The sequence below is a fragment of the Acidobacteriota bacterium genome (assembly GCA_040752915.1).
Lineage (GTDB): Bacteria > Acidobacteriota > UBA4820 > UBA4820 > DSQY01 > JBFLVU01.
Genome location: JBFMHB010000006.1, coordinates 23,177 through 38,323 on the forward strand (window position 1 = coordinate 23,177; position 15,147 = coordinate 38,323).

At 67.1% G+C, this 15,147-nt stretch carries 13 protein-coding genes; 1 reads left to right on the forward strand and 12 read right to left on the reverse strand.

Features of this window, described 5'->3' with window-relative positions:
• Positions 1-4 precede the first annotated feature (4 nt).
• From AB1824_02145 to mutS, 6 genes are all read right to left on the reverse strand, one after another.
• The gene (locus AB1824_02145; protein ID MEW5763754.1) at positions 5-1,450 is read right to left on the reverse strand and encodes a GldG family protein; all 1,446 of its coding nucleotides are present in this window, start codon (positions 1,448-1,450) and stop codon (positions 5-7) included.
• 4 nt (positions 1,451-1,454) lie between these two features.
• Positions 1,455-2,195: an ABC transporter permease gene (locus AB1824_02150; protein MEW5763755.1), complete on the reverse strand. Its 741-nt coding sequence runs from the start codon at positions 2,193-2,195 to the stop codon at positions 1,455-1,457.
• Positions 2,192-3,142: an ATP-binding cassette domain-containing protein gene (locus tag AB1824_02155; protein ID MEW5763756.1), complete on the reverse strand. Its 951-nt coding sequence runs from the start codon at positions 3,140-3,142 to the stop codon at positions 2,192-2,194. The genes AB1824_02150 and AB1824_02155 overlap by 4 nt, the downstream gene beginning before the upstream one ends.
• Before the next feature lie 7 nt (positions 3,143-3,149).
• Positions 3,150-3,506 carry a hypothetical protein gene (locus AB1824_02160; GenBank protein MEW5763757.1) on the reverse strand — a complete coding sequence of 119 codons (357 nt, stop codon included), beginning with the start codon at positions 3,504-3,506 and terminating at the stop codon, positions 3,150-3,152.
• A gap of 351 nt (positions 3,507-3,857) precedes the next feature.
• Positions 3,858-4,298 (reverse strand): Hsp20/alpha crystallin family protein, encoded by a 441-nt coding sequence (locus AB1824_02165; protein ID MEW5763758.1) that lies wholly within the window; start codon positions 4,296-4,298, stop codon positions 3,858-3,860.
• Between the two features lie 181 nt (positions 4,299-4,479).
• Complete coding sequence (gene mutS, locus AB1824_02170; protein ID MEW5763759.1) at positions 4,480-7,050, reverse strand: DNA mismatch repair protein MutS; 2,571 nt, start codon at positions 7,048-7,050, stop codon at positions 4,480-4,482.
• A gap of 179 nt (positions 7,051-7,229) precedes the next feature.
• Here mutS and glnA point away from each other — a divergent pair, with 179 nt between their 5' ends.
• Positions 7,230-8,642 (forward strand): type I glutamate--ammonia ligase, encoded by a 1,413-nt coding sequence (gene glnA, locus AB1824_02175; protein ID MEW5763760.1) that lies wholly within the window; start codon positions 7,230-7,232, stop codon positions 8,640-8,642.
• A gap of 454 nt (positions 8,643-9,096) precedes the next feature.
• Here glnA and AB1824_02180 read toward each other — a convergent pair whose 3' ends face one another.
• The 6 genes from AB1824_02180 to AB1824_02205 form a co-directional block, all read right to left on the reverse strand.
• Positions 9,097-9,789 carry a uracil-DNA glycosylase gene (locus tag AB1824_02180; GenBank protein MEW5763761.1) on the reverse strand — a complete coding sequence of 231 codons (693 nt, stop codon included), beginning with the start codon at positions 9,787-9,789 and terminating at the stop codon, positions 9,097-9,099.
• On the reverse strand, positions 9,779-11,011 hold the full coding sequence (gene coaBC, locus AB1824_02185) for a bifunctional phosphopantothenoylcysteine decarboxylase/phosphopantothenate--cysteine ligase CoaBC (protein ID MEW5763762.1): 1,233 nt from the start codon (positions 11,009-11,011) through the stop codon (positions 9,779-9,781). Before coaBC ends, AB1824_02180 begins: the two co-directional genes overlap by 11 nt.
• Positions 11,012-11,048: 37 nt before the next feature.
• Entirely contained in the window at positions 11,049-12,818 is a 1,770-nt protein-coding gene (gene aspS / locus AB1824_02190; GenBank protein ID MEW5763763.1) for an aspartate--tRNA ligase, read from the reverse strand.
• Positions 12,815-14,062: a histidine--tRNA ligase gene (gene hisS / locus AB1824_02195; GenBank protein MEW5763764.1), complete on the reverse strand. Its 1,248-nt coding sequence runs from the start codon at positions 14,060-14,062 to the stop codon at positions 12,815-12,817. Before hisS ends, aspS begins: the two co-directional genes overlap by 4 nt.
• Positions 14,063-14,405: 343 nt before the next feature.
• Positions 14,406-14,882, reverse strand: coding sequence for an SsrA-binding protein SmpB (gene smpB, locus AB1824_02200; GenBank protein ID MEW5763765.1), 477 nt, complete (start codon positions 14,880-14,882; stop codon positions 14,406-14,408).
• Positions 14,879-15,139, reverse strand: coding sequence for a zf-HC2 domain-containing protein (locus AB1824_02205; GenBank protein MEW5763766.1), 261 nt, complete (start codon positions 15,137-15,139; stop codon positions 14,879-14,881). The genes smpB and AB1824_02205 overlap by 4 nt, the downstream gene beginning before the upstream one ends.
• Positions 15,140-15,147 lie beyond the last annotated feature (8 nt).

The window sequence follows — 15,147 nt, forward strand, 5'->3', positions numbered from 1 at the left end:
GGGCTCACCTTCGGCGCTGCAGGAAGACCCATCCGCCCAATCCCGCCACGCTGGCGGGGAGCACCACCACGAAAAGGAGGAGCAGGACGTTGGCTTGAGAGGCCGTGAGGTCCAGGTGCGTCTCGACGGAGGACTTGGGCGGAATGGCGATGCGGCTCTCCTGCTCCAGCAGCCAATGGACGGCGTTCATACAGAACAGCTGGTTTCCGAAGCCCGCGCCCATCAGGCCGTCGGTGGCCACATCCGAGTCTCCCGCGACCACGATCCTGGCTTTCCTGGAAGGCTCTTCGGAGGCCACCGCCAGGGCGAGCGGAAGGGGGCCCTGCGGATCGCCGGCTCCCTTGGCCAATTCCCCCTCCAGACCCTCCAGGCGCGTCAGCCCCCAGCTGGAGGGGGAGGAACTGATCAGGCGGGTGACGACATAGCCCGCCTCCCGGGGGGAACCGACTTCCAGGGACCGTGCAAGGCCGAAGAGGACGAGGAACCGGTTCCTCGCCAGGTCCTGAACGGTCACGTGCTCCCCGAAGCGGGCGGCGAAGAAGGTTTGCGGCCCCATCTGGGGGACCGCGGCGGCGGGATCGAGGACCACATCGTTCGTCAGGACGACCCCCCACCGTTCCAGAACCCCCTCGAGGCCCGTGGGCGCGAAAGACGGGGGTTTCCCTTCCAGGACGGGGTCCAGGAGGAACAGGGCCCTGCCTCCCTTTCGAAGATAGGCGTCCAGCGCCTCGGCCTCCTGAGGCAGAAAAGCCCCTTGGGGCCCGGCGACCACCAAGGCGTCGGCGTCCACCGGAACCTGGGCCTTCCCCAACCCGATCCACTCGCGGACGTGCGCCCCCTCCTTTTCGAGGCGGTCCCGGAGGATTCCGATGCCCTCCCCGCGCCCTCCCAGGCCTCTCTCTCCGTGGCCGGACGTGAAATAGACCACGGGCTGGTGAGGATTCTGCACCTCGAGGATGGCGTTCACGAAGGCCTGCTCCGCTTTGAAGGCCTTGATCCTCGCCGGTGCGCCTTCCTGGAGGCCCGAGAAGTCGTACTCGACCATCTGGTCCTTTTCCACGTGCCGTGACCGATCCCCGGCCTCGAAGACCACCACGTTGGCCACGTTGACCTTGTACTGCTGGGCCAGCGCCTGCACGCGAGCCCGGTCGCGATCGGGGTCGATGGTTTCCACCTGGATGCGGGGAGAGACCTCCCGAAAGGCCTCGAGAAGATCCGTGACGCGTCCGAAGAGTTCGTCGGCGGGAGACAGGAACACCACCACGCGGAGGGGAGTCTGGAGGTCGGCGAGGACCTTGCGGGCCTGGTCCGACAGGGAGAAGGAGCGCGAGGCGGTGAGATCCCACCTCCGGTAATGGCGCGCCGAAAGATAGTTCACCATGAGAAGGAGCCCCGCGAGCACCGCGAGCACCACCCCCCAGTTGGTCTGCTTCAGAAGCCGGGCCCTCATGCGGTCACCTCCAACGCCGGGCCTGGAGGGCCTGGTAAGCCAGGGCCAGGAAGAAGGCCGCTCCGGACAGGCAGTAGAGGACGGGGCGCGAATCCACCATTCCCCGGGAGAAGCCCTGCATGGCGGCGTAGAGGTCCATGTACGAAAAGACCTCCTTCCAGAACGGATCGGTGATGATGTAGGAAATCAGGGAAAGAAGCAGCAGGAGAAGGAGGAGGGCGAAGGCCAGGATGGCGGCCACCACCTGGTTCTTCGAAACGAAGGTCGTGAAGATCCCGACGGAGAGAAACAAGAGACCCACCAGGACCGTCCCCAGGTATCCTCCCAGCACGGGCCCGGGATCCACCTCGGAATAGAGGGACACGGCCCAGACGTAGAGACCCGTCGGCAGCCAGGCGGCCACATAGAGGAAAAGCGCCCCGAGGAACTTCCCGAGAACCACCTCGAGGTCGGTCACGGGGGCCGTCAGGAGCGTTTCCACCGTTCCGCTCTTCAGCTCCTCGGCGCCCAGGCGCATGGTGATGACGGGCACGGTCACGATCAGGAAGATCCAGAAGAAGACGGTGCCGCCGAAGAGAAGGCTCATGGGAGACGTGGAGGAGGCCCCCGGCTGACTCAGTACGGCCAAGATCGCGTAGAAGAAGAACCCGTTGAGAAGCAGAAAGGCGGTGATGACCACGTAGGCGAGCGGAGCGAGGAAATAGGAGCGGAGCTCCTTCTTGGCGATGGCCCATGCACCCTTCACGGCTCCACCTCCCCGGCGGCCTCGTCCGTCGTGATGGAGAGAAAGGCCTCCTCCAGCGAAATCTGCCGGGCCGCCAGCTCAAGGAGGGTCAGCCCGCGGAGAGAACACGCCCGCACGATGGCCTCCCGCACGTCGGAAGCGGGATCGGTCTCCAGCTCCAGCCGGGTTTCCCCTCCCGATTCCGCCACCGTCCGCACCCGCATCACTCCCGGGATCTCCGCCAGGCAAACCTCGGCCTCGGCCCGGGGAGCCCGCACGGTGCACGTCAAATGGCCGCCGGACAGACCTTTCCGCAACCCCTCCACCGAGCCGTCGAAGAGGAGCCGCCCTCGATGGAGGATGAGGGCCCGGGAGCAGATGGCCTCGACCTCGGGGAGGATGTGGGTGGACAGGAGCACCGTGTGGTCGGCGCTGAGACCCTTGATGAGGGTGCGTGTCTGGGCGATCTGGGCGGGGTCGAGGCCCACGGTGGGTTCATCCAGGATGAGGACCGGTGGGTCGGCGAGGAGGGCGTCGGCGATCCCCACCCGCTGTCGGAAGCCCTTGGAGCAGGCCCCGATGATCCGGTCCCTCACTTCCAGGGCGTCGCATGCCTCCAGGACCTCCCCGATGCGCCGGGCCCGAAGGCGCCGGGGGACGCCTTTCAGCTCCGCCCGGAAGGCGAGGTATTCCCGCACCCTCAAGTCCTCATAAAGGGGGTTGTTTTCCGGGAGGTACCCGATTTGCCTCCGCACGGCCTTTCCGTCCTCCTGGGAGGAAAGACCGCCCACCACCACGTCTCCTTCGGTGGGAGGCAGAAAGCCGGTGATCATCCGGAGGGTCGTCGTCTTTCCGGCCCCGTTGGGCCCGAGAAAGCCGACGATGTCCCCCTTTTCGATGCGGAAGTGGAGATGGCTCACCGCCTCCGTTCGCCCGAACCTGCGCGTCAGGTCCCGAACTTCGATCATGGGGTCTTCAACTCTCCCCGCCATCGCCGGGGACGAGCAGCTGGGCGGCCCGTTCGGCCTCCAGGCGCTTTCCCAGGGCCTCGGCTTTCGTCCTCAGGGCCTCGAGTGATTTCGCCGGTGGGACCCCGCCCAGGGCCTTGTGGGCATTGAGAAGAAGCAGGAGGTCGGCGGATTCCACCGCGGTTTGCGCGAGCCGCTCCAGGGAGGCTCGATCCCGGGCGGCCTCGAAGTACAGGAGGGCATCGTGCAGGAAACCGGCCTCCTCGTGGCGGCGCCCCCAATCCGACAGCGCCGGGGCGGGCGTGGAGGACAAAAAGAGGATCTTCTGCTTTTCGGCGACGGTGAGCGGGATCTTTTGAGCCATGCGCGGCGCATCCTCCCTGCAGGAGACTGAGGATAGCATAGGAAAGACGGCCCTTGGGCGAAGGCGCCCCTCCTTTGAAGGGCCCGGGATGGGCCCTCGAGGCTCCGGGCCTCCAGGGCGAACGGGCGAACTCCCTGGAACGGGGGGTCCGACCCGGCCCTTTGGCCGGCTCCCGGGTCCAGAGTTCCCGATTCCCTTGCGGTCCCCTAGGTCGCGGTCACCGGGCGCGCGTTCCTCCGGCCCGAGAGATGACGTGCCCCGGGTGCCTCCTCGGGTTCAGATGGGACACCTGCCGAGTCGAAAGGAAAGGGGGGCCTGAATGGCCCCCCTTTGCGCACCCGAGGTCTTGGGTCAGCCTTTGACCTCAATCTTCTTCGGCAGCGACTCCTCGGCCTTCGGGACGACGACTTCGAGGATTCCGTCCCGCTGGGTGGCGCTGATTTTCGCGGCGTCCACCCGGGTGGGAAGGGTGAAGGAGCGGAGGAACTTTCCGTAGGCCCTCTCGATCCGGTGGTAATGCTCCTTCTTGGTTTCGCTCTCGAAGCGCCGCTCCCCGCGGATGGTCAGGAGGTTGTTTTCCAGCTGAATCTCGATGTCCTCCTTTTTTACGCCCGGAAGGTCCACTTCGATCACGAAGCGCTTGTCCTCTTCCCGCAGATCCACGGCGGGCGCCCAGGCGCCGTACTCCACTTCGCCCGAAGCTCCCCGACTGAAGCCCTCGTCGAAGAGGCGATTGAGCTGCTCGTGCATGGTCATCAGTTCCCGATAGGGGTTCCAACGCATCAGGGTCATTGCGATACCTCCTTTCTTGAATCCGGGCCCCCAAACCGGCGAGGGCCGATGGCTACGGAGAAAATATAATATCGCACTGCATACTTGTCAAGTAATCTGATGTTACCGCGCTCACTATTGAGCCGGACGCACCCCAGAGCCTTGCAATTCGCTGAATATTCAATAGTTCCGCAAAGCGCAATCAGGAGGGCAGGCCGAGCTTCTTGCGAAGGCGATGGATCAGCAGGAGTGCTTCCAGGGGGGAAAGGGTGCCCTCGTCTACGGCGCGCAACTCCGCGAGGACGCGGGCCTCCTCGGCGCCACCCTCACCGGGGAAGAGGTTGGGCTGGCGCGGGCGGCCGGGCGGGGCCGATTCCAGGGAAAGACCCGCACGGCGGGCCTCCAGACGGGAGAGAATGGCCCGGGCCCGCTCCACGACCCTGGCTGGAACCCCGGCCAGCTCGGCCACGTGGATTCCGTAGGATCGGTCCGCGGCGCCCTCTTCAACGGTCCTCAAGAAAACGACCCGCCCTTCATGCTCCCGGACCCCCATGGTGAGGTTCCGTACGCCGGGAAGGGTCTTCCCCAATTCGGTGAGTTCGTGGTAGTGGGTCGCGAAGAGGGTTCGGCACCCCACGCCCCCCTCCCCGCCCCGCAGGGCTTCCACGACGGCCCAGGCGATGGCCAGCCCGTCGTAGGTGCTGGTTCCGCGGCCCACCTCGTCGAGGATCACCAGGGACCGGGCGGTGGCATTTCGAAGGATGGCGGCCGTTTCGGTCATTTCCACCATGAAGGTGGACAGGCCCCGCAGGAGGCTGTCCCCGGCTCCCACCCTGCAGAAGAGACGGTCCGCCAGCCCCGTCACGGCCCTCCTCGCGGGCACGAAGGATCCCGTCTGGGCCATGATCGCGATGAGGGCGGCCTGCCGCAGGTAGGTGGACTTCCCCCCCATGTTGGGTCCGGTCAGGAGAACGATCTGGTCCTCACTTGTATCGAGACGGACCGGGTTGGGAATGAAGGGCTGGTGCCGGGAATCGAGTTCCAGGACGGGATGACGGCTCTCCTCCAGAAGAAGGACCGGATCGTCCACCACCTCGGGACGGGTGTAGGCGCGCGCCCTCGCCAGGTGCGCGAAGCCTTGAAGAACGTCCTCCCTCGCCAGGGCGCCCGCGGCCTCCCGGAAGACCGGAAGGACGGCAGCCAGCTCGGCCTGAAGGTCCGTCCAGAGCTTCGATTCGAGGGCTTCTCGGTCTGCCCGCGCGCTCAGGATTCTCGCTTCCAGGTCCCTCAGCTCGGAGGTCACGAAACGCTCCCCGTTGACCAGGGTCTGGCGCCGCTCGAAATCCGGGGGCACCCGTCCCAAGTTGGCTCGGCTGACCTCCAGAAAGTAGCCGAAGATCTTGTTGTAGCGGACCTTCAGGCTGGCGATCCCCGTGCGATCCCGCTCCCGGCGCTCCACCTCCAGGATGGCGGCATGGGCGTTTTCGGCCAGATCGCGCAAGGCGTCCAGCTCGGCGTTCCACCCCCGCGCGAAAATGCCTCCCTCCCGGGCGTGGGGAGGCGGGCATTCTTCGAGGACCTGGGCGAGCCGAGCCGCCCATCCGGTTAACTCCTCGCGGCTCAGGGCCCCGGGGACGCCTCCGGCCGCCGCAAGGCATTCCCTTACGCCCGGAAGCCTCTGAAGCGCCTCGCGCAGCATGGCCGCGTCCCTCGGGGTGGCGATCCCCGCGCCCAGCCTCGCCGTGACACGCGCCAGGTCCGGAAAGCCGCGGAGCCGCTCCCTCACGGTTCGCAGGTTCTGCGGGTTGGAAAGCCAACAGGCAACGGTGCCCTGCCTGTGCAGGATCTCATCCCTCTGGGCGGACGGGGCCAGAAGCCAGTCCCGGAGCAGGCGCGAACCCATGGGGGTGAGGGTGGCATCCATGGCTTCGAGCAGGGTGCCCTTCCGCCCCCCCGTTTCGACCGACGCCACGAGTTCCAGGTTGCGCCGGGTGGCCTCGTCCAAGACGAGCGAAGTGCCCGGAACTTCCGTCCTCGGAGGCTTGAGCACCTTGGCTCCGCGGTCTTGCAGGTAGTCCAGGACCGCGTGCAGCGCGCCCAGGGCTTCCCTCTCCGGAGGCAGGCCCGGCAATCCCGCGGGAAGACCGAACCGGCGACACAGGGCTTCCCGCGGGTCCCGGGGGTGAAACACCGCCGCCGGAAGGGGCGTGACGGCGGCGCCCGGCACCTCGGGCGCCGGGAAACCCTCCGGATGGAGGATCTCCGCCGGGCCTACGGCCCGCAAGCGGTCCTGCGCTTCGGATGCGGTCGAGAGCCACACCACCAGGTCCCCCGACGAGAGGTCCGCCCACGCCATCCCGACGAAATCCTCGCCGGGACACCAGGCGGCCAAAAGGACCGTCTGGGACGCCTCCACGACGCCTTCTTCCAGGGCCGTTCCCGGGGTCACCACCCGGGTCACCTCCCGCCGCACCAGCCCCTTGGCGGTGGCCGGATCCTCCACCTGATCGCACAGGACCACCCGGAACCCCGCCCGGATCAATCGCCCGAGGTAGGCCTCCAGGGCGTGGTACGGAATGCCGGCCATGGGCATCGGCTCGACCTTGTTCTTTTCGCGGGTCGTGAGGGCGATCTCGAGGACCTCCGCGGCGATCCGGGCGTCCTCCCCGAACATCTCGTAAAAGTCGCCCATACGGAAGAGGACGATCTTGCCGGGATGCTGGTCCTTTACCCGCCGCCACTGGCGCATGGCGGGCGTGAGTTTCTCGTCCACCGGTTCCCTCGCGGAGTGGCCCCTGTCGGGGGCTCTGCGGATTGTATCCCGGCGGGGCGACCTGCGCCAATGAAAGGAGGAAAACAAGAGGCTCCTCCCGCTGTTGACGGAGGGGAGGAGTGTGGGTAAAGTGGCCCCCGTTATTTCGTTTCCCCTAGATGGAAGGAGGGTCCGAGGCCATGGATGCGAAGGGCGTGATGGAGCTGATCCGAGAGAAGGGGATCCGGATGGTGGACCTCAGGTTCATGGACCTTCCGGGCCTGTGGCAGCATTTCACGGTGCCGGCCACGGTGTTTTCAGAGGACTCGTTCACCGAGGGCGTGGGCTTCGACGGCTCGTCCATCCGCGGCTGGCGCTCGATCCACGAGAGCGACATGATCGTCGTGCCCGACCCATCCAGCGCCTTCGTGGATCCCTTCTTCGTCCAGCCCACGCTCACCCTCATCTGCGACGTCCTCGACCCCGTGACGCGGGAGAGGTACACCCGGGATCCGAGAAACATCGCCCACCGAGCCCAGAACTACCTGGTATCCACCGGCATCGCGGATACGGCCTTCTTCGGTTGCGAGGCCGAGTTCTTCGTGTTCGACGATATCCGCTTCGACCAGAACGCCTCCTCCGGCTACTACTTCCTCGATTCCTCCGAGGGGCGGTGGAACACGGGCCGGGACGAGAAGCCCAACCTGGGGTACAAGCCCCGCTACAAGGAGGGTTATTTCCCGGTCCCCCCCACTGATTCCCTTCACGATCTTCGGGCGGAGATGGTGCGCCTCATGGAGGAGGTGGGCCTCACAGTGGAGGCCCACCACCACGAGGTCGCCACGGCGGGACAGTCGGAGATCGACATCCGATTCGACACCCTGGTCCAGACGGCGGACAACCTCATGAAGTTCAAGTACGTCGTGAAGAACGCCGCCCTTCGCCACGGCAAGACGGCCACCTTCATGCCCAAGCCCCTTTTCGGCGACAACGGGTCGGGAATGCACACGCACCAGAGCCTCTGGAAGGAGTCCAAACCCCTTTTCCCCGGGAACGGGTACGCGGGTCTATCCCAGATGGCTCTCCATTATATCGGGGGGCTCCTCAAGCACGCCCGGGCGCTGGCGGCCATCATCGCCCCCACCACCAATTCGTACAAGCGGCTGGTGCCCGGCTTTGAGGCCCCCGTGAACCTGGCCTACTCCCGCCGGAATCGCTCCGCCAGCATCCGCATCCCCCTGTACACCGAAAGCCCCAAGGCCAAGCGCATCGAATTCAGGCCCCCCGACCCTTCCTGCAATCCCTACCTGGCCCTCGCCGCCCAGCTCATGGCGGGACTCGACGGCGTCCTGAACCGGATCGATCCGGGCCCCCCCCTCGACAAGGACCTGTACGGCCTGCCGCCGGAGGAGCTCAAGGAGATCCCCACCATGCCGGGCTCTCTCACCGAGGCCCTGGATTGCCTCGAGAAGGACCACGCCTTTCTCCTCAAAGGGGACGTGTTCACGGAGGATTTCCTCCGCACCTGGATCGAGTACAAGCGACATCGCGAGGTGGAGGAAATCGCCCTACGCCCCCACCCGTACGAGTTCGCCCTGTACTACGACATTTAGGCACCGGCCCGCGGACATCGAGACGGCGTGGTGGAAATCTCCAAACTTTTCCACAGGTCCCCGTCCAAGGCCATAAATGTAAGTAATTGATTTAGAAGGACTTGTTCACCTTGACAGAGTCCCGTCGGGGACTTATATTCTTCGGGCACGATTGAGGTGACTGGATGCCCAAGACCATCTCCTACGTTCGCCGGATCCTCCCCTTCGAGTCCAAGCGAGTCCCTACCCCCCCGCACGGCCAGAGCACGTCGAATTCTTCCACCACCGCCAAGCAGCCGTCTTCCCTTCCAGGCTCCGGGACGATTCCCGAGGCCCCTGCCATTCCGGCTTCGCGGATTTCGGCGCCCCGGTGACGCGCACCGGCGGGGGGAAACCCCCGCCGGTTCCGTTTTCGCGGGATCGGACCGAGCCGGCCGCTCCCCAGGAGGGGCCGGTTCGTCTCTTGCTTCCCGGATCAGCCCTTCTTCCTCGGAATGGGGAGGCCAAGGCGGGCCATGACCTGCTTGATGTCCCCCCAGACGTCTCCCTTCGCCGCCGGGTTGCGCAGAAGGTAGGATGGGTGGTAGGTGGGCATGAGGGGGATGCCCTTGAAATTCCGCCACGTCCCTCGAATGCGCGTGATCGCCATTTTCTCGCCGAGGAGTCCCTGGGCGGCGGTGGCGCCCAGCGTCACGATCACCTCCGGACGGATGCAGGCGATCTGGGCCTCCAGAAAGGGCATGCACGCGGCCATTTCATCGGGCAGGGGAACGCGGTTATCCGGGGGGCGACATTTGACCACGTTGGCGATGTACACGTCCTCGCGCTTCAGGCCCATCCCCCGGGTGATGATCTCGGTCAGGAGCTGACCCGCGCGCCCGACGAAGGGGATCCCCTGTTCGTCCTCGTCGGCCCCCGGACCCTCTCCGACGAAAAGCAGGCGCGCCCTGGGGTTTCCCGCCCCGAACACGATCCGCGTCCTCTTCTCGCAGAGGCGGCAGAGGCGGCAGTCCCCCATGCCGATTCGCAGTTTCTCGAGAGGTTCCGTCGGAGGTCCTTCCGACACGAGCGGCGCGGGTCCGGGGCGGGTGAGGGCGTATCCCAGGCCCTCGCCCGCCAGGTACGCCGCCCGGAGGCGGAGCTGACCCCGAAGATCCTTATCGTCCACGGCGGCTCTCTACGATGGCGTCGAGAAGGGCCCGTGCGCACTCGGGCTTGGAAGCCTCCCGGATCCGCTCCTCGTGCCCATCGGGCCAGAGCAGGATCAGGGCGTTCCGGTCGGCGTCAAAGCCCGAATCCGGCCGGGACACGTCGTTGGCCGCCACCAGATCCAACCCCTTCTCCTTGAGCTTCTTGATGGCGTTCTCCCTCACGTTCTCCGTTTCGGCCGCGAACCCGCACACGAACTGGCCCGGCCGCCGGATCTTGCGGAGGCCCCCGAGGATGTCCGCGGTCTTGACGAGCCGAACGGTCCAGCCCTGGGGCCCCTTCTTCCGCTTCTGCGCCAGGACTTCGGCCGCACGGTAGTCGGCCACGGCCGCGGCCATCACGAGGAGGTCGCACTCCGGGAACCGGCTCCGCACCGCCTCCCCCATCTCCTCGGCCGTGGTGACGTAGTGCACGCGCGCCCCGGGCGGCGGGTCCAGCGACACGGGCCCCGAGACCAGGTCCACCGAGGCTCCCCGCTGGAGGGCTTCGCGCGCCACGGCGTAGCCCATCTTTCCCGAGGAGCGGTTGGACAGGTACCGCACGGGATCCAGTCCCTCCCGGGTGGGGCCGGCGGTCACGAGAACGCGAAGCCCGGCCATATCCCCCCTCCGCTCCAGAAGGGAAACCGCCTCCTGGGCGATGGCCGCAGGTTCAGGCAGGCGCCCTTCGTCCACATCGCCGCACGCCAGACTCCCCTTCCCCGGCTGGAGAACGGCGTGGCCGCGCTGTTCCAGGATCCGCAGGTTCTCCTGCACGGCGGGGTGCCTCCACATGGCTCCGTTCATGGCCGGGGCCAGAAGGACGGGCGCTCCGCGGTTGGCGAGGTAGTGGGTCGTGAGGAAATCGTCGGCGATGCCCCGGGCGAATTTGCCCAGGACATTGGCGGTGGCCGGAGCCACCACCAGAAGTTCTTCCCACTTGGCCAGCTCGACGTGGGCGATGGAAGGCTCCCCCGCCCCCTCGAAAAGGTCGGTGATGACCGGGCGCCCGGAAAGGGCCTGGAAGGTCACCGGCGCCACCATGCGCGCCGCATGGGACGTCAGAACGACCTGGACCTCGCAGTTTCGATCCATGAGCCGGCGCACCAGGTCACAGGCCTTGTAGATGCTGATCCCGGCCGAGACGCCCAGGGTCACGCGGCGTTTCGGCTGCGGGGCATGGGAATTCGTGACTCCCGCCATGGTCCGACTCCTTCCGCGGCCCCGCCGGGCCGCTTCCTCATTCGCCCGGCCGCAGCCGGACGCCCAGTTCGTCCAGTTGAGCGGCCTCCACGGTTCCCGGAGAGCCCGTCATCAGGCACAGGCCCGAGGTGGTCTTGGGAAAGGCGATCACGTCCCGGATGGACTCGCAGCCCAGGAGGATCATGGCCAGGCGATCCAGACCGAAGGCAATCCCGCCGTGGGGCGGGGTCCCGAAGCGGAATGCGTCCAGGAGGAACCCGAATTTCTCCTGGGCCTGCTCCTCCGAAAACCCCAGGACCTTGAAGACCCTTCTCTGCACGTCCCCTCGGTGGATTCGGATGGATCCTCCCCCGATTTCGTTCCCGTCGAGGACGAGGTCGTAGGCGAGGGCCTCGGCCGCGCCGGGGTCGGTCTCCAGAATCCCCCAATCCTCGGGCCGGGGCATGGTGAAGGGATGGTGGCGGGCGGCCCAGCGACCCTCTTCCGCGCTCCATTCGAACATGGGAAACCGGTGGACCCAGAGGAGATCATGGCGGTCCGGCTCGAGGAGGCCGAGGGCCTTGGCGAAGTGGAGGCGGAGGGCCGAAAGGCAGGCGCAGGCCGTATCGTACCCGTCCGCGACGAAAAGCCCCAGGTCGCCGTCTCCGGCGCCCACCGCCTCCAGGAGGGCGCCGGCCGGGCCGTCGCCCAGGTGTTTCAGCGCGGGTCCGGCGATCTGCCCGCCCTTGCGCCAGAGGGTCACCACGCCCTTCCCTCCGTGAGGCTTCACGAGGCCGTTCAGGTCCTCCTGCTGCTTGCGGCTCGGTCCGGCCTGCCCGGGCACGGAGATCCCCCGGACCACCCCCCCGGCATCCAGCACCGACCGGAAAACGCCGAAGGAGGTCTGCCCGGCGATCCCGGAGACGGTCTTGAGCTCCATGCCGAAGCGCGTGTCGGGCTTGTCGCAACCGTACCGCTCCATGGCCTCTCGGTAGGAAACACGCGGGACCGATGCGGGCGCGGGCCACCCGACCTCTTCGAAGAGGTCCAGGATGAGCCCCTCGGCCACGGCCATGACCCTTTCCTGAGTGGCGAAGGACATCTCGATGTCGATCTGGGTGAACTCGAGCTGGCGGTCGGCCCTCAGGTCCTCGTCGCGGAAGCAGCGGACCACCTGAAAGTACCGGTCGAAGCCGGAGACCATGCACAGCTGCTTGAACAGCTGGGGGGACTGGGGCAGGGCATAGAAGGACCCACGCCTCAGGCGCGAGGGCACAAGGAAGTCCCGGGCGCCCTCGGGGGTGGACTTGGTCAGGAAGGGCGTCTCGATCTCGATGAACCCACGGTCCGACAAGAACTCCCGGGTCCGCCGCGTGAGGCGGTGGCGGGCCACGAGCCGCGCGTTCTGGAAGGGCCGTCTCAGGTCCAGGTACCGGTACTGCAGGCGCATCTCCTCGCTCACGAGGGCTTCGTCCTCCACGGCGAAGGGCGGCGTCTCGGCTTCGGCGAGAACTTCCAGGAACGTGGCCGCCACCTCCACGGCCCCCGTTTGCATGTGGGGATTCACGTCACGCTCGCCCCGGAGGCGGACGGTCCCCCGCACCAGGATCACGAATTCGGGCCTCAGCTCGTGGGCGCCCGCGAAGGCCGCCGCGTCCAGGTCTTCCGAGAAGACGATCTGGACGATCCCCTCCCGGTCTCGAAGGTCCACGAAGACGAGGCTTCCCAGATCCCTCCGCCGGCGGACCCATCCCATGAGGCAGACGCTCTGGCCCACGTGGCTCTTCCGGATCTCACCCGCGTAGTGCGTGCGTTCGGGCAGGTTCATGGCCGCTCCTTCAGGATTCGCTCCGCCAGGGCCTCCGCCGCCAGCGCCTGCTGCTCCCCGGTCTCGAGGTCCTTGAGCGTATAGACCCCGCTCTGGCGCTCCTCCTCCCCCACGAGGACCACCCAGCGCACGTTCATGCGGTCGGCCCGTTTGAGGGCGGACTTGAAGGAACGCGCCGAGTGCTCCATCACGGCAACGGCGCCGGCGGCCCTCAGGTGCCGCGCCAGATCCAGCGCGGCCCCGTAGGTTCCCGGACCCGACCAGGCCACGTAAGTCCAAGGCTCGCGCCGCGCCGCCGGCTTCGGGAGCGCGAGCAGGAGCCGCTCCATGCCCAACGCCCATCCGAATCCCGGCAGGGCCGGCCCACCGAGCTGTTCCAGAAGGCCGTCATACCTCCCGCCGCCCAGCAGCGCGTCCTGGGCCCCGAGAGCGCTCGAAGAGACCTCGAAAACGGTGCGCGTGTAATAGTCCAGCCCGCGGACGAGGCGGTCTCTTTCGGCGAAACCGACGCCGAGGCGCCCCAGGGCCTCCCGAAGGCCGGCATGGTGCGCCGAGCAGGCCTCGCAGAGCAGGTCGCGAAACCGAGGCGCCCCGTCGAGGATGGGCTGGCAGGAGGGGACCTTGCAGTCCAGCACGCGGAGGGGGTTGGTTTCGAGCCGCCGGCGGCAGTCCCCGCACAGGCCTGCGGCGCTCTCCGACAGACGGGACCGGAGGGCCTCCACGAAGACGGGTCTGCAGACCGGACAGCCGACCGAGTTCACCTGGACGCGAACACCCAGGACACCCACAACCTCCAGAAATTCCACGACCATGGCGATGGCTTCGGCGTCCGCTCCGGGGGCGGGGTCGCCCAAGACCTCCACGCCGATCTGGTGGAACTGCCGGTATCGCCCCTTTTGGGGGCGCTCGTATCGGAACTGGGGCCCGATGTAATAGAGCCTGGCGTGCAGGGGCGATTCGTGGAGGCGGTGCTCCACCATGGCCCGAGCCACGCCCGCCGTGTTTTCCGGGCGCAAGGTCAGGCTTCGGCCCTTCCGGTCGGGAAAGGTGAACATCTCCTTGGTGACGATGTCCGTTTCGTCCCCGATGCCCCGGATGAACAGTTCGGTGGGTTCCAAGACGGGGGTCCGGATCTCCGTGTATCCGTACCGGGAGAAGACCCGACGCGCCGCCTCCTCCACCGCCTGCCAGGCGGCGATCTCGGGAAAGACCAGGTCCTGCGTGCCTTTGACGGCCGTGATCATGCATCCTCCGGAGGGCGATTCTACCACGCGGCCGCCACGCAGGCGCCGGAAAAGGGGAAGCGCAAGGCCGGCCCCCGGACGGCGCCCGGACGGCGAACCTGCCGCGATCGGCCCCTTCCAGGACGGCCTCCCGCTCCCCGGCGGGGGGCCACCCGGCCACTCCCCACGAAGGCCGGGGGGCAAGCCGGCGCGACCCCCAACGGGGGGCGCGATCTCCCCCCCCCGCGCGCGGCCCATCGCCCCCAGACCGGCCATCCACCCGCCAGGGAATCGATTTCTCTTTTTAGGGGAGGATCCTGCCTCCCGAGACGGGCCCCAGCCCGGCCTGTGGGGACGGAATGCCTCACCCGCGCTCGCGGAGGGCCCTCGACTGCTCCCGGTCCAGGTCTTTTTCCCGCAGGGCGTCACGCTTGTCGTAGGCCTTCTTTCCCCGCCCGAGGCCCAGCTCCACCTTGACCTTCCCTCTCTTGAAGTATACCCGCAGGGGAATCAGGGTCAGGCCCCTCTGGTCCACCCACCCGCGCATCTTCAGGATCTCTTTCTTGTGGAGCAGGAGCTTCCTTTTCCGCAGCGGATCCACGGGGGTGAGCGACTGGTGGGTGTGATGGGCGTACGGGGCGATGTGGCACTGGTGAAGCCAGGCTTCTCCCCCCTCCACCGAGGCGTAGGCATCCTTGAGCTGGATCCGCCCGGCCCGCACGGACTTCACTTCGGGTCCGAGAAGGGCGATCCCCGCCTCGAAACGCTCCAGGATCTCGTAGAGAAAGAAGGCCTGCCGGTTGCGGGCGGCCTCCTTGAGCCCCTCGCCAGGCTCCTTCATGGCTTGCGGGGAGTGCGCGAGGGCGGGATGTGGCGCATGACCGCGTCCTTGAAGGAGGCGGGCACCCCCACCGAGGGCAGCGAATCCAGGGTGTCCAGGAGGCGACTCATGGATTCGTACTCCGTCTGGCAGGTGGGGCAGGAGGAGAGATGGTCCCGGATCTCCGCCGACTCCTCGGGCGTGAAGTCGTTCTCGATGAACCGGGGAAGGAGCGCGAGGATCTTGTTGCAGCGGCGGTTTTCGCGTGGGTCCGTCATGGCGCCTT